The sequence below is a fragment of the Paraburkholderia strydomiana genome, assembly GCF_031456815.1.
Lineage (GTDB): Bacteria > Pseudomonadota > Gammaproteobacteria > Burkholderiales > Burkholderiaceae > Paraburkholderia > Paraburkholderia caledonica.
The window spans coordinates 108,041-131,926 of the sequence record NZ_JAVDVL010000002.1; the positions used below are offsets into that span (position 1 = coordinate 108,041).

General features: G+C 63.2%; 23 protein-coding genes. 10 read left to right on the top strand and 13 right to left on the bottom strand.

Annotated features, from left to right (window positions below; all coding sequences use genetic code 11):
• Window positions 1-52 precede the first annotated feature (52 nt).
• From J2W46_RS06075 to J2W46_RS06090, 4 genes are all read right to left on the bottom strand, one after another.
• Window positions 53-406 (bottom strand): RidA family protein, encoded by a 354-nt coding sequence (locus J2W46_RS06075; protein WP_020069524.1) that lies wholly within the window; start codon window positions 404-406, stop codon window positions 53-55.
• 80 nt (window positions 407-486) lie between these two features.
• A complete protein-coding gene (locus J2W46_RS06080; RefSeq protein ID WP_310352199.1) occupies window positions 487-1,398 on the bottom strand; it encodes an alpha/beta fold hydrolase in 912 nt (303 codons plus the stop codon).
• A gap of 277 nt (window positions 1,399-1,675) precedes the next feature.
• A complete protein-coding gene (locus tag J2W46_RS06085) occupies window positions 1,676-2,317 on the bottom strand; it encodes a CoA transferase subunit B (protein ID WP_020069522.1) in 642 nt (213 codons plus the stop codon).
• Window positions 2,318-2,319: 2 nt separating this feature from the next.
• The gene (locus J2W46_RS06090) at window positions 2,320-3,024 is read right to left on the bottom strand and encodes a CoA transferase subunit A (RefSeq protein ID WP_020069521.1); all 705 of its coding nucleotides are present in this window, start codon (window positions 3,022-3,024) and stop codon (window positions 2,320-2,322) included.
• 240 nt (window positions 3,025-3,264) lie between these two features.
• On the opposite strand from J2W46_RS06090, the gene J2W46_RS06095 reads away from it, so the two are divergent.
• On the top strand, window positions 3,265-3,810 hold the full coding sequence (locus J2W46_RS06095; protein WP_020069520.1) for a LuxR C-terminal-related transcriptional regulator: 546 nt from the start codon (window positions 3,265-3,267) through the stop codon (window positions 3,808-3,810).
• Between the two features lie 122 nt (window positions 3,811-3,932).
• On the opposite strand, the gene J2W46_RS06100 is transcribed toward J2W46_RS06095, so the two are convergent.
• Window positions 3,933-4,376 carry an acyl-CoA thioesterase gene (locus J2W46_RS06100; protein ID WP_020069519.1) on the bottom strand — a complete coding sequence of 148 codons (444 nt, stop codon included), beginning with the start codon at window positions 4,374-4,376 and terminating at the stop codon, window positions 3,933-3,935.
• Between the two features lie 230 nt (window positions 4,377-4,606).
• Window positions 4,607-5,383: an SDR family oxidoreductase gene (locus J2W46_RS06105; protein ID WP_006052429.1), complete on the bottom strand. Its 777-nt coding sequence runs from the start codon at window positions 5,381-5,383 to the stop codon at window positions 4,607-4,609.
• 187 nt (window positions 5,384-5,570) lie between these two features.
• Between J2W46_RS06105 and J2W46_RS06110 the strand changes: the two genes are divergently transcribed.
• A complete protein-coding gene (locus tag J2W46_RS06110; RefSeq protein WP_310352203.1) occupies window positions 5,571-7,244 on the top strand; it encodes an electron transfer flavoprotein-ubiquinone oxidoreductase in 1,674 nt (557 codons plus the stop codon).
• Between the two features lie 107 nt (window positions 7,245-7,351).
• Here J2W46_RS06110 and J2W46_RS06115 read toward each other — a convergent pair whose 3' ends face one another.
• From J2W46_RS06115 to J2W46_RS06130, 4 genes are all read right to left on the bottom strand, one after another.
• Window positions 7,352-8,827, bottom strand: a complete 1,476-nt coding sequence (locus tag J2W46_RS06115; protein ID WP_310352206.1) for a glycosyltransferase family 9 protein — start codon at window positions 8,825-8,827, stop codon at window positions 7,352-7,354.
• A gap of 50 nt (window positions 8,828-8,877) precedes the next feature.
• Window positions 8,878-9,978, bottom strand: coding sequence for a chorismate synthase (aroC, locus tag J2W46_RS06120; protein ID WP_088173558.1), 1,101 nt, complete (start codon window positions 9,976-9,978; stop codon window positions 8,878-8,880).
• A 102-nt stretch (window positions 9,979-10,080) separates the two neighbouring features.
• Window positions 10,081-12,069 carry an MFS transporter gene (locus tag J2W46_RS06125; protein WP_310352209.1) on the bottom strand — a complete coding sequence of 663 codons (1,989 nt, stop codon included), beginning with the start codon at window positions 12,067-12,069 and terminating at the stop codon, window positions 10,081-10,083.
• A 228-nt stretch (window positions 12,070-12,297) separates the two neighbouring features.
• Entirely contained in the window at window positions 12,298-12,756 is a 459-nt protein-coding gene (locus J2W46_RS06130) for a CBS domain-containing protein (protein WP_020069514.1), read from the bottom strand.
• A 241-nt stretch (window positions 12,757-12,997) separates the two neighbouring features.
• On the opposite strand from J2W46_RS06130, the gene J2W46_RS06135 reads away from it, so the two are divergent.
• From J2W46_RS06135 to J2W46_RS06145, 3 genes are all read left to right on the top strand, one after another.
• A complete protein-coding gene (locus tag J2W46_RS06135) occupies window positions 12,998-14,377 on the top strand; it encodes an O-acetylhomoserine aminocarboxypropyltransferase (RefSeq protein WP_131319318.1) in 1,380 nt (459 codons plus the stop codon).
• The gene (locus J2W46_RS06140; RefSeq protein ID WP_310352212.1) at window positions 14,374-15,207 is read left to right on the top strand and encodes an alpha/beta fold hydrolase; all 834 of its coding nucleotides are present in this window, start codon (window positions 14,374-14,376) and stop codon (window positions 15,205-15,207) included. Before J2W46_RS06135 ends, J2W46_RS06140 begins: the two co-directional genes overlap by 4 nt.
• Before the next feature lie 239 nt (window positions 15,208-15,446).
• Window positions 15,447-15,767, top strand: a complete 321-nt coding sequence (locus tag J2W46_RS06145; RefSeq protein ID WP_027776586.1) for an Mpo1-like protein — start codon at window positions 15,447-15,449, stop codon at window positions 15,765-15,767.
• 37 nt (window positions 15,768-15,804) lie between these two features.
• Here the strand turns inward: J2W46_RS06145 and J2W46_RS06150 are convergent, their stop codons facing one another.
• On the bottom strand, window positions 15,805-17,118 hold the full coding sequence (locus J2W46_RS06150) for a YihY family inner membrane protein (RefSeq protein ID WP_084690157.1): 1,314 nt from the start codon (window positions 17,116-17,118) through the stop codon (window positions 15,805-15,807).
• 164 nt (window positions 17,119-17,282) lie between these two features.
• Between J2W46_RS06150 and wrbA the strand changes: the two genes are divergently transcribed.
• The 4 genes from wrbA to J2W46_RS06170 all read left to right on the top strand — a co-directional run bounded on the left by wrbA (window position 17,283) and on the right by J2W46_RS06170 (window position 20,673).
• Window positions 17,283-17,885 (top strand): NAD(P)H:quinone oxidoreductase, encoded by a 603-nt coding sequence (gene wrbA / locus J2W46_RS06155; RefSeq protein ID WP_020069508.1) that lies wholly within the window; start codon window positions 17,283-17,285, stop codon window positions 17,883-17,885.
• The gene (locus J2W46_RS06160; protein ID WP_310352214.1) at window positions 17,882-18,289 is read left to right on the top strand and encodes a DUF2069 domain-containing protein; all 408 of its coding nucleotides are present in this window, start codon (window positions 17,882-17,884) and stop codon (window positions 18,287-18,289) included. The genes wrbA and J2W46_RS06160 overlap by 4 nt, the downstream gene beginning before the upstream one ends.
• A 73-nt stretch (window positions 18,290-18,362) precedes the next feature.
• A complete protein-coding gene (locus J2W46_RS06165) occupies window positions 18,363-19,787 on the top strand; it encodes an FAD-binding oxidoreductase (RefSeq protein ID WP_310352215.1) in 1,425 nt (474 codons plus the stop codon).
• Between the two features lie 67 nt (window positions 19,788-19,854).
• Window positions 19,855-20,673 carry a metallophosphoesterase gene (locus J2W46_RS06170; protein WP_020069505.1) on the top strand — a complete coding sequence of 273 codons (819 nt, stop codon included), beginning with the start codon at window positions 19,855-19,857 and terminating at the stop codon, window positions 20,671-20,673.
• A gap of 68 nt (window positions 20,674-20,741) precedes the next feature.
• On the opposite strand, the gene J2W46_RS06175 is transcribed toward J2W46_RS06170, so the two are convergent.
• Both J2W46_RS06175 and J2W46_RS06180 read right to left on the bottom strand, forming a co-directional pair.
• Complete coding sequence (locus J2W46_RS06175; RefSeq protein ID WP_193610902.1) at window positions 20,742-20,900, bottom strand: hypothetical protein; 159 nt, start codon at window positions 20,898-20,900, stop codon at window positions 20,742-20,744.
• A gap of 217 nt (window positions 20,901-21,117) precedes the next feature.
• Entirely contained in the window at window positions 21,118-22,056 is a 939-nt protein-coding gene (locus tag J2W46_RS06180) for a LysR family transcriptional regulator (RefSeq protein ID WP_131319328.1), read from the bottom strand.
• Window positions 22,057-22,211: 155 nt separating this feature from the next.
• On the opposite strand from J2W46_RS06180, the gene J2W46_RS06185 reads away from it, so the two are divergent.
• A complete protein-coding gene (locus J2W46_RS06185; RefSeq protein ID WP_131319330.1) occupies window positions 22,212-23,876 on the top strand; it encodes an efflux transporter outer membrane subunit in 1,665 nt (554 codons plus the stop codon).
• The last annotated feature ends 10 nt before the right edge of the window (window positions 23,877-23,886 follow it).

Genomic DNA, 23,886 nt, shown 5'->3' on the forward strand with positions numbered 1-23,886 from the left:
GGCCCTGGCAAATCAACGGAATTTCAAAAGCAACTGCCTGGTTTTGCTTCGCTCAGCTCCGCTGCGCCGCGACCACGACGATCTCAACCAGGCACTTCGGGTTGGCGAGCTTCGCCTCGACGGTCGCGCGCGGCGGCGTCGCGCCTTGCGCTACCCACTCGTCCCACACCGCGTTCATGCCGGCGAAATGCTCCATGTCCGAAATGTAGATCTGCACGGACAGCAAATGCGATTTATCGCTGTTTGCCTCGGCTAGCAGACGGTCGATATGGCCGAGCACTTCGCGTGTTTGCCCCGTGATGTCCTGGTCCGCGTCTTCGGCGATCTGGCCGGCAAGGTAGATCGTGCCGTTGTGCACGGCAATTTCAGAAAGACGCTTGCCGACATGGTGACGAATGACTGCCATGAAGAATCCTGAAGTAGGTAGAAGAAGATTGACTGCATGCGCTATGCATGACGCGTTAGAGCGCCACGCGCAACTGCATATTATGACGCGTCGCCGCCATTGCCGATAAAGAACCGCTTCGCAATGTCGATCTGATCCGTCGAAAGAAACGCCGGCGCGTGGCCCACACCGCTGATCTCGACGCTCGACACCGCATGCCCCGTCTCGACCATCCTGGCGACTGTTTCACGCGACAGCAGATCGGAAAGCTCGCCTCTCACCACCAGCACCGGGCCTTGAAACGACGCAAGCGAATGCCATAGCGCGGCTTCCCCTAGCTTCGCGGTTTCTTCTGTAGTCGCGGCAAAGGGCTGCGCAATGCGCGGATCGTAGCGGAACAGCCATGTGCCGTTCTCTTCGCGAATCAGCGGCGTGTTGATCTCGCGCCATTCTTCCGCGGTGAGCGGACCGAAGCTGCGCGCGAGGAACGCCGCGTGATCGATGCCTTGCCGCAGCGAGTCGAAGCGCACGGGCTTGCCGAGATAATCGCCGATACGCTTGACGGCCTCGGGCTCCAGATGCGGACCGACGTCGTTCAGCAACAGCTTGCGGATAGGCGTGTCCGCGAGACCCGCGAGGCCGAGCCCGATCAGGCCGCCCATTGACGTGCCGAACCAGTCGACCGTTTCCACATTCAGCCGCGCAATGAGCGTCACCATGTCGGCGACATATTGCGGCACGCTGTATAAGTTTGGGTTGGCGAGCCACGAAGACAAGCCCCGGCCCGCCACATCAGGACAGACCACACGGTAGGTATCGGCGAACTGCGCCGCTAACCGGTCGAAGTCGCGCCCCGAGCGCGTCAGGCCATGCACGCACAGCAGCACCCGCGGATTGTCCGGATGGCCCCACTCGGTGTAGGCAATGCGATGCAGGCCCGCGGCGCTCGCGCACTGCACATAACGTTGGCGCGGCGCGAGCCGCTCGCCGGCGAAAGCTGTCGTTGCGGTCATCTGTGCTCCTTGCAAAAGCGCTGTGCATGTGGCCCGTGGGCACCGTAACGCGGCGCGAAGAAACAGGCGACGAATCGTCAAGTGATTGCTTCGAACGATTGTAAACCGCTTTGCCGCGTGACAAGGATCGGCCAGAAGGCATAGGACGGGAGCGGCAAAACCGCGAGCCGCAAAAAGAAAAGCGGGCGAGACTTCCGCCTCGCCCGCCCCGCCCACCATTCCCGCCGCCTGGGCCAACGCACATGCGTCAGCCCGGCAGCAAACCCGACAACCGTGATCAGCTCACCGCGCTCACATCGAGCGGCGCGCCCGTCTTCGCCTTGATCTCGTCGACGCTCACGCCAGGCGCCAGTTCTGTCACCTTCAGGCCGTCGTCGGTGACTTCGATCACGCCGAGGTCGGTGATGATCTGATCCACCACGCCCACGCCCGTCAACGGCAGCGTGCATTCTTCGAGAATCTTGTGCTGATCGCCCTTCGCGACGTGCTCCATCAGCACAACCACGCGCTTCACGCCGGCCACCAGGTCCATTGCGCCGCCCATGCCCTTGATCATCTTGCCGGGGATCATCCAGTTGGCAAGGTCGCCCTTCTTGCTGATCTGCATGGCGCCCAGAATGGCCAGGTTGATGTGGCCGCCGCGAATCATCGCGAACGAATCCGCCGACGAAAAAATCGACGAGCCCGGCAACGTGGTCACCGTTTGCTTGCCCGCGTTGATGAGGTCGGCGTCCACTTCGTCTTCGGTCGGCGACGGGCCAATGCCGAGCAGGCCGTTTTCCGACTGCAGCCACACTTCGACACCCGGCGGCACGTGGTTCGCCACCAGCGTCGGCAAGCCGATGCCGAGGTTCACATAAAAACCGTCCTGCAATTCCTTCGCCGCGCGCGCGGCCATTTCGTCACGAGTCCATGCCATGATCAGTCTCCTTTCGCGCGGACGACGCGTTGTTCGATGCGTTTTTCCGGATGCGCATTGAGCACGATGCGCTGAACGAAGATGCCAGGCGTATGAATCGCGTCCGGATCGAGCTCGCCTACCTCGACGATTTCCTCGACTTCCGCGACGGTGATCTTGCCGGCCATCGCGCACATCGGATTGAAGTTGCGAGCCGTGCGGCGATAGATCAGGTTGCCCGACTTGTCGGCTTTCCATGCCTTCACGAGCGCGACATCCGCCGTCAGCGAATGTTCGAGCACATAGTGGTTTTCGCCGAACTGGCGGGTTTCCTTGCCTTCGGCGATCAGCGTGCCGTAGCCGGTATTCGTGAAGAACGCCGGGATGCCCGAGCCGCCCGCGCGCAGTTTCTCGGCAAGCGTGCCCTGCGGCGTGAATTCGAGTTCGAGTTCGCCGGCCAGATACTGGCGCTCGAACTCCTTGTTTTCCCCGACATACGACGAGATCATCTTCTTGATCTGGCGCGTTTCGAGCAGCAGACCGAGGCCAAATCCGTCGACACCCGCGTTGTTGCTGATGCAGGTAATGTTTTGCACCTTGGTGTCGCGCAGCGCAGCGATCAGCGCTTCGGGAATGCCGCACAACCCGAAGCCGCCGACGGCGAACGTCTGACCGTCCTTGACGATGTCTTTCAGCGCCTCGGCGGCGCCTGGATAGACTTTGTTCATCAGTATGTCCCTTCCTTTATGGAAACCTGAAACCGTTTTCTTGCGGCTCGTGTGACGCGCTCAGGCGCGGCCCGACACGTCATTCTAGTCATCCGGCGGGTGCCGTGCGCGAAGCCTGTTTCACGCTTTGCGCAAACGCCGCCATGGACGCCTCACCGCGTTCTCATGTGCCCGAAAGAGTACGCTGCGTGCGCCATACGGCACAATACGCAAAAATACATAAGTACTTGCCGCCAGCCCATGCCCGCACTGGATTACCAAACCGCTTTTCATCTCGCGCCGATCGGGCTCGTGCTGTCGCGTGAGCGCATTATCGAAGACTGCAATGACGAACTGGCGTCCATCTTCGGCTGTCCGCGCGAGGCGCTGCTCGGGCAGTCGTTCCAGATTCTGTATCCGTCGGCGGACGAATTCGAGCGGATCGGCGCACGGATCCCGCCCATCATGACCGCTCAAGGCAGCTATGCCGACGACCGCATCATGAAGCGCGCCAACGGCGAGTTGTTCTGGTGCCATGTGACGGGCCGCGCGCAGCGACGCACCGACCCGCACGCGGCGGGCGTCTGGACTTTCGAGGATCTGAGCGCGACGCGGCGCGTGGCGGTCGAGTTGACGCCTCGCGAGCGGGAAATCGCCGCCCAACTGGTGACCGGCAAAACCAGCAAACAGATTGGACGGGCGTTGGAAATCAGCCCGCGCACCGTCGACGTTTATCGCGCCCGCTTGATGCGCAAATACGATACAGGTAACGCTACCGAACTGTTGCAGCGTCTGCTCGGGCATTGACGGCCGCAGCCGCGGCGCGCGACACCGCTTTGTGCGAAGTCGAGGCAAGAAGTGGAACGATGAAGCGAGACCTTAGAGTTGAGGCCTCGCGCTGCGCGGTCATGCAAAAATAAACGACGAACTTATGCGGCCGGCTCGGCCGCTTTCACGAGCGCGGCGCGCTCGATGGTCTCGCGCAACAAATCAGGAACCGGCACCGACTTGCCGGCCGCGTAGTCGATCCATACGCAGCGGGCGGCGCCGCGTGCATAGACGGTGCTGGGATCGTCTGCACGCACGAGTTCGAAGCCCGTGTCGAAACTGCTGCGGCCGGGCGTCGCGACGGTCATGCGGCCGATCACGTCTCCGGGATAATGCAGTTGCTTGAGAAACTCCATCGACGCGTTCACGATCACCGGCCCCTGCCCATCCGCATTGCTGCCGGCGAGGCCGAGTTGCTCGAACCAGGAGATACGCACCTGCTCCATGTAGCGGAAATAGACCGTGTTGTTCACATGGCCAAATGCGTCCATGTCGCCCCAGCGGATCGGCATCGACATCTCGAAAACTGCGTGAAAATCGCTCATCGTGCTTCTGCTCTTCTTACTTCTCAAAAGATTGCTCAAGGATCGAATCGGGTAAAACCGTGGCCATTCAGGCCAATGCCTGCACCATAGCGCAGACGTTTCGTCGGCAGAAGGCCCGCGCGCGTAAAAGAGCTTCTTCGAAACTGCGTTAATCGCCTGGCGCGCCGGGACGAGTGCCAGGCGCACCTCGCCGGATTCCGGTGATCGCGCGTCAACTCATAAGCCGGCGATCAGGCCAGACCGAAGCCGTCGTCGGCGGCGATTACCGAGCCGTTGATGAACTGCGATTCGTCCGCCGCCAGCAACAGCAGCAATCCGTCCAGGTCCTCAGGCTTGCCGACGCGATGGCGCGGCAGCATGGACACGAGCTTTTGCCCCTGCTCGGTCGACCAGTGATGATGATTGATCTCCGTGTCGATATAGCCCGGGCAGATCGCGTTCACATTGATGCCGTGCTTGCCCCATTCGAGCGCCATGGCTTTCGTCATGTGGACGACGGCTGCCTTGCTCATCGAATAAAGGCCGATTTGGGGCAATACGCGCAAGCCGGCCATCGACGCGATATTGATGATCCGGTACGAAGGTTTCTGCGCGTTGTTGCCGCGCATGATCATGCGCTTGGCCACTTCCTGCGCGACGAAGAACGCGCCGCGGGTGTTGGTGTCGAACACATATTCGAAGTCGGCCGGCGTGACTTCCGACAGCTTCTGCGTGGTCGACACGCCCGAGTTGTTCACCAGAATGTCGATGGTGCCCGCCTCGGTCTCGGCATGGGCGACCGCCGACTTGATGCTCTGATAATCGGTCACATCCAGCGAAACGACGTGCGCCGCGCCGCCCGACGCCTCGATTTCGGCGCGCAGTTCCTTCAGGCGCTCGGTTCGCCGGCTCGCTAGCACGACCTTGGCGCCCGCCTGCGACAACACTTGAGCAAAGCGCTTTCCCAACCCGCTCGAGGCGCCCGTGATGAGCGCGACTTTGCCTTCCAGATTGATCGAACGGCCCATTGTCGTTCCTTGTTCGGTTGTAGTTACGAATACGGTTGTCGGTCGCGGTCCGACCCATGCTCGGGTCAATACCGTAGCATATAAATAGAACGCTCGTGCTAATCTCTGCTGATCGGGTTGCGGTGCAAGAGACCATCGCCCACAATACGATCCCGAAAAAAGCATTCTAACGGTAAGAGGAGCATCAATGACCCCCGCAAGTCTCATTGAGCAGTACGGCCCGCGCGAGTCGATGGAATACGACGTCGTGATCGTCGGCGGCGGCCCGGCTGGCTTGTCCGCGGCGATCCGCCTGAAGCAGCTGGCGGCCGACAAGGGCGTCGAGCTTGGCGTCTGCGTGCTGGAAAAAGGCTCGGAGATCGGGGCGCACATCCTCTCGGGCGCCGTCATGGACCCGCGCGCGTTGAATGAACTGATTCCCGACTGGAAGGAAAAAGGCGCGCCGCTGGACGTCGAAGTCACCGAAGACCGATTCCTGTTCCTTTCGGAAACCGGCGCGAAGAGCGTGCCGAACTGGGCGCTGCCCGATAACTTCAAGAACCACGGCAACTACGTGATCAGCCTCGCCAACGTCACGCGTTGGCTGGGCCAGCAGGCCGAAGCGCTCGGCGTGGAGATTTTCCCCGGCTTCCCGGCGGCGGAGGTGCTCTACAACGACGACGGTTCGGTAAAAGGCGTCGCCACGGGCAATCTGGGCATCGGCAAGGACGGCCAGCCGACTGAAAACTTCCAGCTCGGCATGGAACTGCACGCGAAATACACCCTTTTCTGCGAAGGCGCGCGCGGGCATCTCGGACGTCAGCTGAACGAGAAGTTCAGGCTGCGCGACGGCGTCGATCCGCAGGTCTACGGCATCGGCATCAAGGAATTGTGGGAGATCGATCCGTCGAAACACAAGCCGGGGCTCGTCATGCACACGGCCGGCTGGCCTTTGCAGACGGACACGTACGGCGGCTCGTTCCTCTATCACATGGACAACAACCAGGTGGTGGTCGGCTTCGTGGTCGGGCTCGGTTATACGAATCCGTATCTGTCGCCGTTCGAGGAATTCCAGCGCTACAAGACGCATCCGGCAATCCGTCATTTTCTGGAAGGCGGCAAGCGCGTGTCGTATGGCGCGCGGGCAATCACTGCGGGCGGCCTGATGTCGCTGCCGAAGCTCGTGTTCCCCGGCGGCGCACTGGTCGGCGACGACGCGGGCTTCCTGAACGCATCGCGGATCAAGGGTTCGCATGCCGCGATCAAGACCGGCATGCTCGCCGCCGATGCCGCATTTGAAGCCGTGCAGACAGGCCGCACGAGCGACGAGCTCACGGCTTATCCCGAGTCGTTCAAGACTTCGTGGCTGCACACGGAGCTCTACAGGGCCCGCAACTTCAAGCAGTGGATGAGCAAGGGCCTGTACCTCGGCACGTTGATGGTCGGCATCGAGCAGAAGCTGCTCGGCGGCAATGTGCCGTGGACGCTGCACCATCAGCATTCCGATCATGAGATGCTCAAGCCCGCGTCGCAATGCACGCCGATCACATACCCGAAGCCGGACGGCAAGCTGACCTTCGACCGGTTGTCTTCGGTGTTCATATCGAACACGAATCACGAAGAGAACCAGCCGCCTCACTTGACGCTCAAAGACCCCACGGTCCCGGTGAACGTAAACTGGCAGACGTATGCGGGTCCGGAGTCGCGTTACTGCCCGGCGGCCGTTTATGAATTCGTGAATAACGACGACGGCAGCGAGCGGCTGGTAATCAACGCGCAGAACTGCGTGCACTGCAAGACCTGCGATATCAAGGACCCGACGCAGAACATCGTGTGGGTGACACCTGAAGGCGGCGGCGGGCCGAACTACCCGAACATGTGAGCGGCGCTTCGCCTTCGCAACATAGGCAGACGACCTCTGCGTTGCGAAGGCAAGCCGCGAAGGCCACCCCAAGGCCACCCACCAGGGCAACCCGCCAAGGCCACCGCTTAGCCGCGCACCATTCCTTCGATACGCGCACACACTTGTGCCACCACCGGCGCCCAGGCGCCCACCGCCGGTTGCCGGAACAGTTCGATCGAGTCGTACCAGGGCGTAACCGGCGCCCCCACTCCCCAGAACCAGGCCGATACGTGATCGATCATCAAGCACGTCGGTACGCCGAGCGCGCCGGCCAGATGGGCGGGTCCACTGTCGATCGTTACCACCAGATCGAGATTCGCCAGCAGCGCGGCGACGTCGTCGAAGCCGGCTTCAAAGTACTGAGTAGGATCGACGACGTCGAAGCCCATTGCACGCCATTGCGCGACCGTCTCGCCGCGTCCTGGCGACAGCGCGAAATAGGTGACACCGGCCACGATCAACAATGGCTCCAGTTGCTCGATCGACACCGAACGCCGCGCATCGCGGATATGGTCCGGATTTCCATTCCACACGAGTCCCACTTTGCGATTACCGGGCTTGCCGTCGACACACGCATGCACCCACTGCTGCCACGGTTGCAGCCGTTGCGGGTCTGCGCTCAGATAAGGCGCGCCCAAACCGGCCGCCTCGACAATGCCTAGACGCAAGGGCAAGCTCATCAACCCGCAATGAAAATCAGGCTGCGTTTCGAGGCTTGTTTCAAGCCGCAGGTCGGCAGGCAGCGTCCGTTCGAATAGATGCCGCAACGGCCCGTCGTGACCGAAGATCACATGACCGCCCTCACGCCGCGCACGCTCGGCGAGCAGCGGCAGAAAGCGCACCGCCCACAGACAGTCGCCGTTGCCTTGCTCGCCGTACACGACGAGCGTCTTGCCCGCCAGCGACTCTCCTTGCCACGGTGCGCTGATCGCGGCGAGCGCTTGCTGCGCGTTGTTCAGATCGCTGGCGAATGCAAGGCGCGACTCGTAGAGCGCCCAGCCCCCGGCGAAACGCCCGCTGCGGATCTGGAGTTCGGACAAATCGAACAACGCATGTGCGTTATCCGCGGACAACGCGAGCACCTCACGAAGGAGCGCTTCGGCTTCCGCAAAACGCGCCTGCTCCTTGATGCACAACGCCAGTTTATGAAGCGCGATCGGATTGCCCGGCACGAGGCGCACCGCTTCACGCAGCAAATTCTCGGCAGTCGCGAAATCGTTATGATGTTGGACGGCGGCGGACCGCCAGATCAATGCGTTGGCATCGGCGGGGTTTTGTGAGAGCAGCAGTGCCGTGGCAGATTCGACAAGCGCCCAATCGCGCACGACGAAGGCCGTCTGCGCGATAGTGTGGAGGAGCGTCGGCTCACAGGCTGGATCGGCCTGATACGCGCGTACGAGCGCCCCGAGGGCTTCGCGTTGCAGCGCCTTGTCGCCGCCCGCGTGTTGCAGCAGCGTCTGGCCGAACGCGAGACAGTCGTGCGCGACCGCGTGCGGCGCCGCGGCGCGGGCCCGCAACGCCGGGAGAATGTTGTCCGCCGGCTGGCTGGAGAGATGATTCATGCGAAAAGCGCAGTTCGCGCAATGCGATTAAAACGCGCGAACCGCGCCCTTTACGGCGCGCTTGCTGCGATCTTCGGCGTACTCACCGAAACGTCGCCACATTGCGCGCGATGGCGCAACGCATGGTCGATCAGCACCAGCGCAAGCATGGATTCGGCGATAGGCGTAGCGCGAATGCCGACACACGGGTCATGCCGCCCGAACGTCTCGACCATTGCTGGTTGCCCCGCTTTGTCGATCGAGCGGCGCGGAGTACGAATGCTCGACGTCGGCTTGATGGCAATCGACACGGTAATGTCCTGACCGGTGGAAATACCGCCAAGCACACCGCCCGCGTTATTGCCGACAAAGCCTTCGGGTGTGAGTTCGTCGCCATGCACGGACCCGCGCTGCGCGACGCTCGCGAACCCTGCGCCGATCTCAACGCCCTTCACCGCGTTGATACCCATCATGGCGTGAGCGATGTCCGCGTCCAAGCGGTCGAACAACGGCTCGCCGAGACCGACGGGCACACCCGAAGCCACCACGTTGATACGGGCGCCAATCGAGTCGCCCTCTTTGCGCAGTGCGTCCATATACGCTTCGAGCTGCGGCACGATGTCCGCGTTCGGCACGAAGAACGGGTTCTCGCGCACATGCGCCCAGTCGACAAACGGCACGTCGATCTCGCCAAGCGCGGCCATGTAGCCACGAATTTCAGTGCCGAATTTCTCGCGCAACCATTTCTTCGCAACGGCACCGGCCGCGACCGTAGGCGCTGTTAAACGCGCCGACGAACGGCCGCCGCCGCGGTAGTCGCGAATACCGTACTTTTGCCAATAGGTGTAGTCGGCGTGGCCGGGACGAAACGTGTCCACGATGTTGCCGTAGTCTTTACTGCGCTGGTCCGTATTGCGAATCAGCAGCGCGATGGGTGCACCCGTGGTGGTTCCCTCGAACACGCCCGACAGAATCTCGACCTTGTCCTCTTCCTGACGCTGCGTGACGTGGCGCGACGTGCCCGGCTTGCGGCGGTCGAGTTCGAGCTGGATGTCGGCTTCGGTCAGCGCCATGCCCGGCGGGCAACCGTCGATCACACAGCCGATAGCCGGGCCGTGCGATTCGCCGAAGGTTGTGACAGTAAAAAGCGTACCGAGCGTGTTGCCGGACATGGGCGTCGTCCAAAGGAATGCGGGGAAGACGCTATTATGCCAGCCCCTTGCCGCCCGGGACGACGCCGCGCGCCGGCTTATGACTTCCGGACAAGACCGCGCCTATTTCCGCGCGCCGCGCAAGTCCGTGACGATTCTCTGAAGCAACTCGGGTGTGGCCAGCGCCGGGTCGATAGGCTCGCCTACTGCCAGAGTCAGCCGGCTCATCACGCCCTTTTGCACGGGGCGTGGCCACCGTGCGTCGTCGGCGCGGGAAAACACGCTGCCCCACAGGCCACGCAACGCCATTGGAACGACCGGCGCGGGCGTGCGCGCGATGATTTCCATGACACCGCGACGGAACTCATTCATGTCGCCCGTCCGGGTGAGCTTGCCTTCGGGAAAGACGCACACGAGTTCGCCGTCGGCAAGCGCCTGTGCGCAACGCTCGTACGCGCGCGCCAGCACCTGCGGGTCCTGATGCGCGGGCGCTATGGGAATTGCCTTCGCATGACGGAAGACCCAGCCGGCGAACGGGTTTTTGAAGATCTGATAGTCCATTACGAAGCGGATCGGCCGTGGACTCTCGGCCATGATCACGACCGCATCAACAAAGCTCACGTGATTGCACACGAGCACGGCCGCGCCCTCTTCCGGAATCCGCTCCGCGTGCACGAGGCGAATCCGGTAGAACGTGTGCACGAGCAACCATGCGATGAATCGCAACAGGAACTCGGGCACGAGCGAATAGATGTAGGTCGCCACCACGATATTGAGCAGCGCGGTCACGAGAAAAATGGCCGGAATGCTGAAACCCGCCGAGGTGAGGCCGACCGCCATCAACGCCGAGACGATCATGAACAGCGAATTGAGAATATTGTTCGCGGCGATGATGCGCGCCCGGTGGCTCGGCTGGCTGCGGCTCTGGATCAGTGCATAAAGCGGCACGCTGTAGAAACCGCCGAACATGGCAAGTAGAAACAGATCGGCGAGCACGCGCCAATGCGCGGCGTGCGCGAGGAACTCGCCGACGCTCAACAGGTGACCGGCGGCCGGCAGCGCGTGGCTCGCGAAAAACAGGTCGATGGCGAACACGCTCATGCCGATCGAGCCGAGCGGCACGAGGCCGATCTCGATACGCCGCTTGGATAGCTTCTCGCACAGCAGCGAGCCAAGGCCGATACCAACGGAGAAGGTACCGAGCAGCACAGTCACGACGTCCGGGTTGGCCGACAGCACATCTTTTGCAAAGCTGAAAAACGACGACAGAAACGTCGCACCCACGAACCACAGCCACGATATGCCGAGCAGGCTCAGAAACACCGTGCGGTTTTCGCGCGCGAGCTTGAGGTTGCGCCAGGTCTCGCTGACCGGGTTCCAGTTGATGCGCAAATCCGGCTGCGGCGCCGCTGTTACCGGCACGAAGCTCGATACGACGCGCCCCGCGAGCGCAATGGCGACGCAGGCACAAGCCAGAACCAGCGCGCCATGTTCGACGAAACCCGCGCCCGCGCCGCCGACAATCGTGCCGACCAGGATCGCGACGAAGGTGCCCATCTCGACCATGCCGTTGCCGCCGACCAGTTCCTCGCTCGACAGATGTTGCGGCAGATATGAATACTTGACCGGCCCGAACAGAGTCGAATGGACGCCCATCATGAACGTGCACAGATACAGCAGCGGCGCGCTATGCAGCAGGAAGCCCGCGCCGCCGACCAACATGACGACGATCTCGAAGCTCTTCACGAAACGCGTGAGCATCGCCTTGTCGTACTTGTCGGCGATCTGTCCGGACGTGGCCGACAGCAACACGAAAGGCAAGATGAAGATCGCCGAGATCATGAACGCGGCGGTCTTCGGATCGACGCCTGAGAACCGCGCCGCCTGAAACGTGACGAGCGACGTGAAACCTATCTTGAACACGTTGTCGTTCATCGCGCCGAGGAACTGCGTCCAGAAAAACGGCGCAAAGCGGCGCTGGCCCAGCAGCTTGAACTGCGATTCGTGCTGACCATGCTGGCGCGCGGCACGGTGGACGGCGGCCGACGCAGACGCAGACGCGGGCGGCGCAGGCGGCGTGGGAGGCGTTGGGGGCAGCGGGCTTTGACTCATGAAGTTCGTTGAAACAGATTCGATAGCAGGCGCCAGGAAAAGCGGCTAAAGGCCACATGAAGAACCATGACGGCGCGCACAAAAAAAGCGCGCGCTCTCGCGCACGCCTTTCCTGGATGTTACGTCTTTACTGGACGTTCCCCACCGCTGGCCCTCCCAAGCACCGCGGCGCCCTGTCCGGCCACCCACGCGGCAATACCGGCGGCTCCGCCACCGGGCGGCCGCGCATCAACGCGCCGGCTGCTGCCCCTGCTCTTCCGGCCAGTCGCGGATGTACGCCTTCAGCATGCGATTTTCGAAGCCCTGTTCCTCGACCACCGCCTTCGCGACGTCGTAGAAAGAAATAACGCCCATCAGCGTGCGGCTCTCCATGACCGGCAGGTAGCGCACGTGATGTTCGAGCATCATGCGGCGCACTTCGTTGACGTCCGTTTCAGGCGTGCAGGTGAGCGGATGATCGTCCATGACCTTGCGGATTGTGGACGTGCCCACGCTTCCGCCGTTCTCGCTCAGCGTAAGAATAATTTCGCGGAATGTCAGCATGCCGACCAGGTCGCCGTACTCCATCACGACGAGCGAGCCGATGTCGTGCTCGGCCATGGTGTTGACTGCGTCGTGCAGCGTGGCGTCTGGCGTGACCGTGAAAAGGGTGTTGCCTTTGACTTTAAGAATGTCGCTGACTCGCATGATCTGTCTCCCGAAATACCCGCTAGGCATGGTGATGCATCAATGACTTTCGATCCTAGCGGAAAGGCCCATAAAAGGAAAGCGGCCCGCCCATCAAGGCACGGCGGGCTTACGCCGCCCTGCAAAGGCCTTGCGGCGCGCAGACGCATCGGGAAAACCGCGCTTGAAGCAGTTCATGCCGGTGATACGATGGCCGCCACTTTCACCTTTCGCGAGGCTGTCCGTGGCCTCGCCGACCAGCATGTCCGCCAACCGTTTCGATACGCTTGCGCTGCACGCCGGCGCCGCTCCCGACCCCGCCACCGGTGCGCGAGCCACGCCTATCTATCAGACCACGTCGTTCTCGTTTCGCGACTCGGACCACGCAGCCGCGCTCTTCAACATGGAGCGTGCGGGCCACGTCTACTCGCGCATTTCGAATCCTACCGTGGCCGTATTCGAAGAACGGGTTGCCGCGCTTGAAAACGGCGCGGGCGCAATCGGCACGGCAAGCGGCCAGGCTGCCTTGCATCTGGCGATCGTCACGCTAATGGGCACAGGGTCGCACATCGTGGCCTCGAGCGCGCTATACGGCGGCTCGCATAATCTGCTGCATTACACGTTGCGCCGCTTCGGCATCGAGACCACCTTCGTCAAACCCGGCGATATCGACGCATGGCGCGCGGCTCTGCGTCCCAACACGCGCCTGCTGTTCGGCGAAACGCTCGGCAATCCGGGCCTCGACGTGCTTGACGTCGCAACCGTCGCGCAGATCGCCCACGAGCACCGCGTGCCGCTTCTCGTGGATTCCACGTTCACCACGCCATACCTGCTGAAGCCTTTCGAGCACGGCGCCGACTTCGTCTATCACTCGGCCACCAAGTTCCTGGGCGGGCACGGCACGACCATCGGCGGCGTGCTGGTAGACGGCGGCACGTTCGACTTCGACGCTTCCGGGCGCTTCCCGGAATTCACCGAGCCTTACGAAGGTTTTCACGGCATGATATTCAGCGAGGAAAGCACCGCCGCTCCCTTCCTGCTGCGCGCTCGCCGCGAAGGCTTGCGCGACTTCGGCGCGTGCCTGCATCCGCAAGCCGCGTGGCAGCTTCTGCAAGGCATCGAAACGCTGCCCTTGCGGATGGAGCGGCACGTGGCCAACACACGCCGCGTGGTCGAGTTCCTGGCCGGTCATGCGGCGGTCGAAGGCGTCGCGTACCCGGAATTGCAGACGCATCCCGACCACGCGCTCGCAAAGCGGCTGCTGCCGCGTGGCGCGGGCGCCGTATTCAGCTTCAATCTGCGCGGCGACCGCGCCGCAGGCCGCAGCTTTATCGAAGCACTTTCGCTGTTCTCTCACCTCGCGAACGTGGGCGACGCGCGCTCGCTGGTGATCCATCCTGCTTCCACGACTCACTTTCGCATGGACGCCGCCGCGCTGGCCGCAGCCGGCATTGCTGAAGGCACGATCCGGTTGTCGATCGGCCTCGAAGACCCCGACGACCTCATCGACGACCTGAAACGCGGTCTGAAAGCGGCGCAGAAAGCGTCTGGCTCAGCGGCGCAGCGAAGCGGGCAATCTGGTTCCACCGAACCTCGTGGCTCGGGTTCCGCGGCTACACGTCCCGGCAAGGAGTCCGCATGATCGTCGACGTTCAAGGCAAAGCAGCCTACGCCTACACCGGCGGCAAACCGTTCGACGCCAGTCTGCCGACCGCCGTCTTCATCCACGGCGCGGAGCACGACCATAGCGTATGGGCGCTGCAGACGCGTTACTTCGCGCATCACGGCTTCGGCGTGCTCGCCGTGGATCTGCCTGGGCACTGCCGTAGCGCCGGCCCGGCGCTACGCACGGTCACGGCGATGGCTGACTGGCTCGCCGCATTGCTCGACGCCGCGGGCGTGCAGCGCGCATTCGTAGCCGGCCACAGCATGGGCTCGCTTGTCGCGCTCGACTTCGCGGGCCGCTACCCCGAACGAACCACTCACCTCGCTCTGCTCGCCACCGCTTTGCCAATGGCGGTATCCGACACCTTGCTGGAGGCCGCCCTGCACCGCGAGCCCGAAGCGATCGACATGGTCAACCAGTGGTCGCACTCGACGCTCGCCGCGAAGCCTTCGTGCCCCGGACCCGGCTTCTGGCTGCACGGCATGAACCAGCGGTTGATGGAGCGCGTTTCAGCAAAGGGTGAAGCGAATCTCTTTCATACCGACTTCACCGCGTGCAATACGTACGCCGACGGCCTCGCGCGAGCCGCGCAGATTCGCTGCGCCACACGCCTCGTCGTTGGCCGGCGCGATGCGATGACGCCGCCGCGAGCCGCCAAGGCGTTGGCCGATGCGCTTCTGCAAGCAGGCGCACCGGTGGATACGGTGACGCTCGACGCCGGTCACGCACTGATGACCGAACAGCCAGACGCGACGCTCGACGCGTTGTTCAGCTTCGCTCGTACGCCGCCACGCGACGCGGGCTAGCCGCTGCGCAATTGCGCGCCGGTCGCTCCCGCTTTGCAAGCCGTGACGAGTTCTCAAGATAGCGGCTGCGGGACGCTGGCGCCATCGTCCGAATGGCCAGGTTGCGCGAGTCGCACGATAGCCGCACAATGGTTCGAGCGTGTCCTCGTCGAGGCGCCGCGGGCATGCAGGCGCGCTCAGCAAAAGAGCGTTCGCAGCGGCGGGCGTGCACTCGCAGCGCGTAGCAATCCGGAGGCGTTATGGCTCATACCGCGCACACCGACCACTTCGCGAACTTCGCGGAGTTCTACCCGTACTATCTGAGCGAGCATCGCAACCAGGTCTCGCGGCGGCTGCATTTCGTGGGATCGCTCGGGGTCATCGGCTGTCTCGCCATGGCGCTTGCCACCGGCGACTGGCTATGGCTGCCGGCCGCCGTGATCTGCGGATACGGTTTCGCCTGGGTCGGACATTTTTTCTTCGAGAAGAACCGGCCGGCAACGTTTCGTCATCCGCTTTATAGCCTGATGGGCGACTGGGTGATGTTCAAGGACATCTGCGTAGGCAAGATCTCGTTGTAGACCCGGCGCAAGATAGCTCCGCCGCCTCGCGCGACGCCTACGCCGCCTGATGCGGCATCGAGGACGCGCCGCGCTCGTTCTCTTCGGCCTCCGACTCGCGTGCCGCGGCACGCGCCGCGAGCAGCGTCGCGAGCGTCACTTTGAGTTTGTCGTTCTCCAGCGCCGCGAGCAGCGTGGCGCCGTCCACGCGAGTAGAAGCAAGCTGAAGCTGATACTCCAGCTCTGCACGATCGATCACAAAGAGGTCGTAGACCTGCTGAACGGTGATCTGCGCCGGGTTCGCCAGCAAGAGGAAGTGCGGGCGCGAGCCGTCTTCCTCCAGTTGCGCGATCCATCCGATCTGTTCGAGCCGTTGCAGCAGATTGATGGTGGTGTCCATATCGCGGCGGAGCATTCGTGAAAGCTCGGGCACCGTGTAGCCGCGCTTGCCGGCGTCGCGCGCTTCGCAAAGCCGTGCAAGCAATTCGAGAGAATCAAAGAGATTGCTGCCTTCGAAAGTCGGGCGATGAAACTGGCCGATCCGGATTGCAGGCAACGCCGACGCGATCATCGCACCCGCCAGCGTGATGAACCAGCACAGGTACATCCACAGCAGGAAAAGCGGCACTGCCGCGAACGCGCCGTAGACCGCTGTGTAAGTGGGAATGCGGCGCACGTAATAGCCAAAGCCGCGCTTGGCGAGCTCGAAGGCGATTGCCGCGGTCACGCCGCCGATCACCGCATCGCGCCATTCCACGCGGCAATTCGGCAAATACACGTAGAGAATCGTGAACGCGAGCGCCGTCAACGGCAATGCCGCACCCGTGAGCGCCCACTCGATAACCGGCGTGATGCGCTGGGCGGCGCTGAAGGTCATTGACTGCGTGAACAGATACGACGAGATGGAGAGGCTCACGCCAATCAGAATCGGACCGAGCGTGATGATCGCCCAGTACACGAGGATGCGCTGCGCGATTGGCCGCGCCTTGCGCACGCGCCAGATCACATTGAATGCGGATTCGATCGTCATCATGGTCATGACGGCCGTGAGAAACAGCAGCACCATGCCGATGGTGGTCAAGCCTTTCGCCTTGGCGGCGAACTGGTTCAGATACCTGAAAATCTGGCTGTTCAGCTGCGCGGGCATCAGGTGATCCGCGAGGAAGAACTGCAGCGACTCCTGGAACGAACTGAAGAGCGGAAACGCGGTGAAGAGCGCAAACGCGACGGTGGCGAGCGGCACCAGCGCGAGCATGGTCGTGAAGGTGAGACTGCCGGCCACCTGCGGAATACGGTCCTCGCTGCTGCGCTTCGCGGCGAACTGCGCGAGCCGCTTGAGCGTGTCGAGATCGAAACGCACCCTGGACAACAAACCTGCCTCCTTGCTTCGTCGAACCGTGTTTCAGGACCGCATTACAGAACTGTGCGGAGTTCCTGGCGCGAGCCTGGCCGAATGGCCACCAATGGCTGTGAATCGCTGGGAACGGCCTGTAGAGCGGACCCAAGCCCTATAATACCCGTTCACCGATGAGGCCTATGAAAGACATTCTCGTGCTCTATTACAGCCGTCACGGCGCCACGCGGGAACTCGCGCTGGCGATCGCGCACGGCGTCGACAGCGTCCCCGGCATGCAGGCGCGCGTTCGGACGGTGCCGGCAGTTTCGACCGTCTGCGAAGCGACCCAACCCGACATTCCCGCTGAAGGACCACCGTACGTCGAACTGCGCGACCTGGAGGAATGTGCGGGTCTCGCGCTCGGCTCGCCGACACGCTTCGGCAATATGGCCGCTTCGCTCAAGTACTTTCTCGACGGCACGACGCCGCAGTGGCTTTCCGGCGCACTTTCCGGCAAGCCGGCCTGCGTGTTCACGTCAACCGGCAGTCTGCACGGCGGCCAGGAGTCCACGCTTTTATCCATGATGCTGCCGCTGCTCCACCACGGCATGCTGATCGTCGGCATCCCGTACACGGAGAGCGCACTGAGCACGACGCAAACCGGCGGCACACCATACGGCGCATCGCACTTCGCACGCGCGGGCAGTGCCGCACAGGGCATTTCCGCGGACGAGAAAACTCTCGCCGTTGCGCTCGGCGCACGCGTTGCGCGCACGGCGGCATCCATGAGCGAACGGCCGTGAACGATCCAACGCCGCGAAAACGCGGCGCCGCGTCAGGCGCGACCGCCGCCCTCGTTGCACTGATCGCGTTGTCGATCGCATGGGAATGGTGGCTGGCGCCGCTGCGTCCGGGCGGCTCGGCGCTGGTGCTCAAGGCGTTGCCGCTGTTGCTGGCGCTGCCTGGCGTGTGGCGCCAGCGGCTCTACACGCTGCAATGGGCGTCGATGTTGATCCTGCTGTACTTTGCCGAAGGCGTCGTGCGCGGCTGGAGCGACCGTGGCTTGAGCGCGCGGCTCGGCTGGCTGGAAGCCGTGCTAACCCTGGTCTTTTTTGTCTGCACGCTGGCCTATATTGCGCCATTCAAACGGGCGGCAAAGCGCGCCGCGAAGCTGCGCCGCGAACATCCTGCAGGCGCGGACACCTGAATTTCACGCGCCTTCACGGAAATATGAACGTCACGCGCCACATCACGCAGTCCAACCCCGCTGATCGACCGACATGACCCAAACCGCTTTTCTCACTGCCTGCCGCGACGCCATCGGCGCCGCCCATGTGTTGACCGACGCACACGACACGGCGCCCTACCTCACCGACTGGCGCCGCCGCTACACCGGCGCGGCCTGCGCAGTGCTCTGCCCGGCCACACCCGATGAAGTCGCCGCGCTCGTCAAGCTGGCCGTGGAACACGGCATCGCAGTAGTGCCGCAAGGGGGCAACACGGGTCTCGCCGGCGGCGCCACGCCCGATTCGAGCGGTGCGCAGGCGGTCGTCAGCTTGCGGCGTCTGAACCGCGTCCGCGACATCGATCCGCACAACAACACGATTACCGTCGAAGCGGGCGTGATCCTCGCGGAAGTGCAAAAGCGCGCGGAAGAAGCCGGACGTCTCTTCCCGCTGAGCCTCGCCGCCGAGGGCAGTTGCACGATCGGCGGCAATCTTGCGACCAACGCGGGCGGCACCGGCGTTCTGCGCTACGGCAACACGCGCGAGCTATGCCTCGGCCTGGAAGTAGTCACACCGCAAGGCGAGGTGTGGGACGGTCTGCGCGGACTGCGCAAGGACAATACCGGCTACGATCTGCGCGATCTGTTCATCGGCGCGGAGGGCACGCTCGGCATCATCACCGCAGCCGTGCTGAAGCTGCATCCGCAGCCGGCTGCACGCGTAACGGCGCTCGCCGCGCTTGCGTCGCCGCATGCCGCACTCGACTTTCTGTCGCTCACGCAAAGCGTCGCCGGGCCGCTTCTGACCGGTTTCGAACTCATGTCGGATTTCTGCCTGCGGCTCGTTGGCCGGCACTTCGAGCAGATGCGCTATCCGTTCGCGGAACCGCACGCGCAAATCGTGCTGCTGGAATTGTCGGACAGCGAAAGCGAGGAGCACGCGCGCGCACTGTTCGAGCGTCTGATGGAACAGGCGCTCGAAGACGGCATGGTGCACGACGCGGTGGTCGCCGAGAGTCTCGCGCAATCGCGCGCGTTCTGGAATTTGCGCGAACATATTCCGCTCGCGCAGGCCGAGGAAGGTCTGAACATCAAGCACGACATTGCCGTGCCGATTTCGCGCATCGGTCACTTCATCGAAGAAACCGACGCGGCGATCGAGCAGGCGGCGCCGGGCGCGCGCATGGTGACGTTCGGCCATCTCGGCGACGGCAACCTGCACTACAACGTGCAGGCGCCGGAGGGTGTCGACGCGAAGGCGTTCCTCGAGCAGTACCAGAGCCCGATCAATCGCGTGGTGTATGACAGCGTGCATCGGCATCGCGGCAGCATCAGCGCGGAACACGGGCTCGGTCAGCTGAAAATCGACGAGGCGATGCACTACAAGCCGGACGTCGAGGTCCAATTGATGCAAGCTGTCAAACGCGCGCTCGATCCGCTGAACCTGATGAACCCGGGCAAGGTGCTACGCTCGAACTAAAGCTGAAACTTCACGCCGAAGCCTAGCCCGCGCATGTCGACGCGGGTCACTCGCAGGAGCCCTATCCGTGAAAATTCGCGTGCTGTCCGACCTGCATCTGGAGAACGACGAGCCTGAACTGATTCCGCACGCGCAGGCGGACCTCGTCGTGCTGGCCGGAGACATCCACAATCATGCGGCTGGGCCGCGCTGGGCCGCACAGGCTTTCGACGGCGCGGTGCCCGTGGTCTACGTGCCCGGCAATCACGAGTACTACGACGGCGAGTTCGGAGCGTTGGAAAGCGCACTTCACGATGCCGCCGCGCAGGTTGACAACGTGCACGTGCTGAACAATGCCGCGCTCGTCGATCCGCAGGGCCGCTGGCGCGTGCTGGGCACGACGTTGTGGACAGATTTCGCGCTGTTCGGCGCAGATAGCGCAGCGCTTGAAGAATCGATAGAGGCGTCGCGGCGCGCCATGCTCGACTTCCGCGGACTGATCCAGATGAACTGGCCGCAAGATTCGCAGAAATATGCCGAGGACTCATCGCGCGATTTCACGCCCGGCGACTCGCTCGCGCTGCACCGCCATGCGCGCGCATGGCTCGAACACGAACTCGCAAAACCATTTGCCGGCCAGACGATCGTGGTCACGCATCATGCGCCGCATCGGTTGAGTCTTGCCGAGCGCTACGCGCAAGACCGCGTGTCCGCCGGATTCGTCAACCACCTGCCGGAACTCGTCCGAACGCCGGTCGCACTATGGATTCACGGGCACACGCACACGCCGTTCGACTACACGGTCAACGGCACACGCGTGGTTTGCAATCCGCGGGGCTATTTCGACCGGCGCAGCGGGCAGTGGGAAAATCCGCAATTCGCGTGGGACAAGGTCGTCGAGATATAGCCCGGCGGCAGAGGTCGCGGTTCAGCTCGCGCGGCCATGGCCGCATGCCCGAACGCACGCCGAGACGATTACCGCCCGCCTCGCTGCTTGCCCGTCTCCGGACGCTCGATCTTGATGGGTACAAGTTGCGGCTGCTGTTCGCGCAGGCGGCGCAGCAGGTCGCGAGATGCGGCAATGCCGATTAGTCCAAACATGACGGCCACGCCGATCATCAGGTGCGTATCCATGAAACCCTCGTCCTTCAGTGATTGCGATTGCCGAATCGTGGCGGCGAACTGAACGTGCCGGCTCGAGCAGCAGCGTCATCGACACGGTATCAAATCGATTTCCGCCCAGAAGTAAGGAAATGTTGCGACGCGGCGCTCATGTAACAGGGCGTTATCCGAGTGCCGCGGGCGCAGCGAGCGCTGCCGGCGCCGATGGGGCGCCAATGCGGCGCTAACGTCACGTCCGCGCAAACTGCCGCAACTCCTCCTGATCGGCCGCAAGCGTCGCCGGAAGCTCCTCGCGCAGATGCTCGATCCATGTCCGGATCTTGGCGTCCAGATATTGGCGCGACGGATACAACGCATAAAGATTCATTTCCTGCGATGTGTACTCCGGCAGAAGCCACACCAGCGAGCCGTTCCGCAAACCGCTGATTGCGGAGTAGATCGGAATCAGCCCGACGCCCATGCCGCTCGCCACCGCGACGGCCATTGCCTCCGCCACGTTCACCTGGAAAGTGGCCGGGCCGAGCGTAACGGTTTCCTCGCCGTTCGGGCCGTCGAACGCCCACTTGTCGGGCGGAAACACCGGCGTGACCATCTGCAGGCACGTGTGGCGCGCGAGGTCGCCGGGAGTTTGCGGCACCCCGTGCTTCTCCAGATAAGCCGGCGACGCACAAGCAATGCTAAACGCGCTGCCGAGCCGCTGTGACACCAGTCCCGAATCAGGCAAGCCGGTGGCGAGCGTCAGCGACACGTCGAAGCCTTCGTCGAGCAGATCCGGCATGCGCTGCGCGAGCGTCAGCTCGATATTCACTTCCGGATACCGCTCCTGATAGCGGCCCACGGCCGGCACGACGTAGTGCTGGCCGAAGCTCGTCATTGCGTGGACTTTCAGCTTGCCGGACGGACGCGCGTGCGCGTCGCTCGCCTCGGCTTCAGCCTGATCGACATACGCAAGAATCTGCTCGCAGCGCTGCAGATAACGCTCGCCGGCTTCGGTCAGCGCAATGCGGCGCGTGGTGCGGTTCAACAGGCGCGTGCGTAGATGCGCTTCCAGATCGGACACCGCGCGCGACGCATATGCAGTCGTCGTATTCAGGTGCTGCGCGGCACCCGTGAAGCTGCCCGCTTCGACGACGCGGACAAATACGCGCATGTTTTGAAGCGTATCCATACCTTTCCTTGAGAATCCGCAGCGATTGTTACACGGTTTGCAAGAGCGATTATCTCAACGTCCGTAAGAATGCCTTGCATTTTTACCGGTTATTCCGCAATCGATCCAAAAATATAATTGGCAACTTGCTTCTATAGCGACTTTTGGAGGAAATCGTGCAGTCTCCGGTACCAACAAGGATCACCGCAGCCGCGGTTCTTACGATCCTATTAACAATCGCCGGCTGCGCAAATACCGGAGGCATCGCCCCCCAGGCGAGCGCTACAGACGCGGCGTCGCTCGACGCCGGCAACGCCATTCGCGCGGCGAACGCCGACGCGCAATGGCCTGCCGCTGACTGGTGGCGCGCGTACAACGACCCCCAACTCGACGCATGGATCGAGGCCGCACAGGAGAACAACCCGAGCCTCGCCGCCGCTCAGGCGCGCGTGCGCCAGGCCATGTCGATGGCGGGCGTCGCGCGCTCGGCACTGTCGCCGCAAGTGAACGGCCATCTGTCGATCCAGCGTCAGAAGTGGGCCGACAACCTCTACTACGGTCCCGGACCGCTCGCAGGCGAGCAGTCGTGGAACAACACCGGAACGCTCGCGCTGTCCTATCACCTCGATCTGTGGGGCAAGGACAAGAACGCCGCCGAGCGCGCTCTCGACGCCGCGCATGCCAGCGCCGCCGATGCCCGCGCCGCCCAACTCGAACTCCAGGCCAACGTGGTGCGCACTTACATCGAGATGTCGCTGAATTACGCGCTCCTCGACATCGCTCGCGCCACCTTGCAACAACAGCAGCAAATCGCCGACCTGGCCCGCCGGCGCATGAAAGGCGGCATCGGCACGCAGCTCGAAGTAAGCCAGGCCGAAACGCCGCTGCCGGAATACGAACGCCAGATCGACTCGATCGAAGAAAACATCGCGTTGAGCCGCAATCAACTCGCTGCGCTGGCCGGCAAGGGTCCCGGCGCGGGCGACTCGATCCAGCGGCCGGTGCTGTCGCTCAGCGCGCCCGCCGGCTTGCCGAGCGCCCTGCCCGCGGAATTGATCGGGCATCGGCCGGACGTGGTTGCCGCGCGCTGGACAGTCGCGGCACAGGCACGCGGCATCGATGTTGCGAAAGCCGAGTTCTATCCGGATATCGACCTGCTCGCGTCGATCGGCGGTTATGCGGCAATGGGACCGCTGTTCCAGTTCCTGAAGAATCCTTCGCATAGCTGGAGCGCCGGACCGGCGCTGTCGCTGCCGATTTTCGACGGCGGCCGGCTGCGCTCGCAGCTTGGCGCAGCGTCGGCCGGTTACGACGAGGCGGTGGAGCGCTACAACCAGTCGATCGTCGGCGCGCTGAAGGACATCTCGGATCAGGTCATCCGCATGCGTTCGCTCACGACCCAGGCGCAAGACGCCGACCGTTCGGTCGCCGCCGCACGCAAAAACTACGACCTCTCGCGTGAGGGTTATCGACGCGGTTTGACCGATTATCTCAACGTGCTGATCGCGCAGAATCAGTTGCTTCGGGCTCAGGAAGGTGTGGCCAGGATTCAGGCCGAGCGGCTCGGCGTGCATGCGTCGCTGGTCACGGCTCTCGGCGGCGGGCTCGACGATCCGGCCAACGGTCCGCAAGCGGACCAGACCCTGCCGGAGCACGGTAAGGGCAAGGGCAAAGCTGCCGTACAACCGTCGAACGCGACTGCCGCGAAAGCAGCGGTTGCACCAGCCGCGATAGGCACGGCAGGCGAGCGCAACGCAGAGCCCGCCGCGAACATGACGCCGAAGCGCGCGGCGGCGGCCAGCCATGCGGACACCGGCAACGCCGCACCGGCTGCCGAATAAGGAAGCCCGC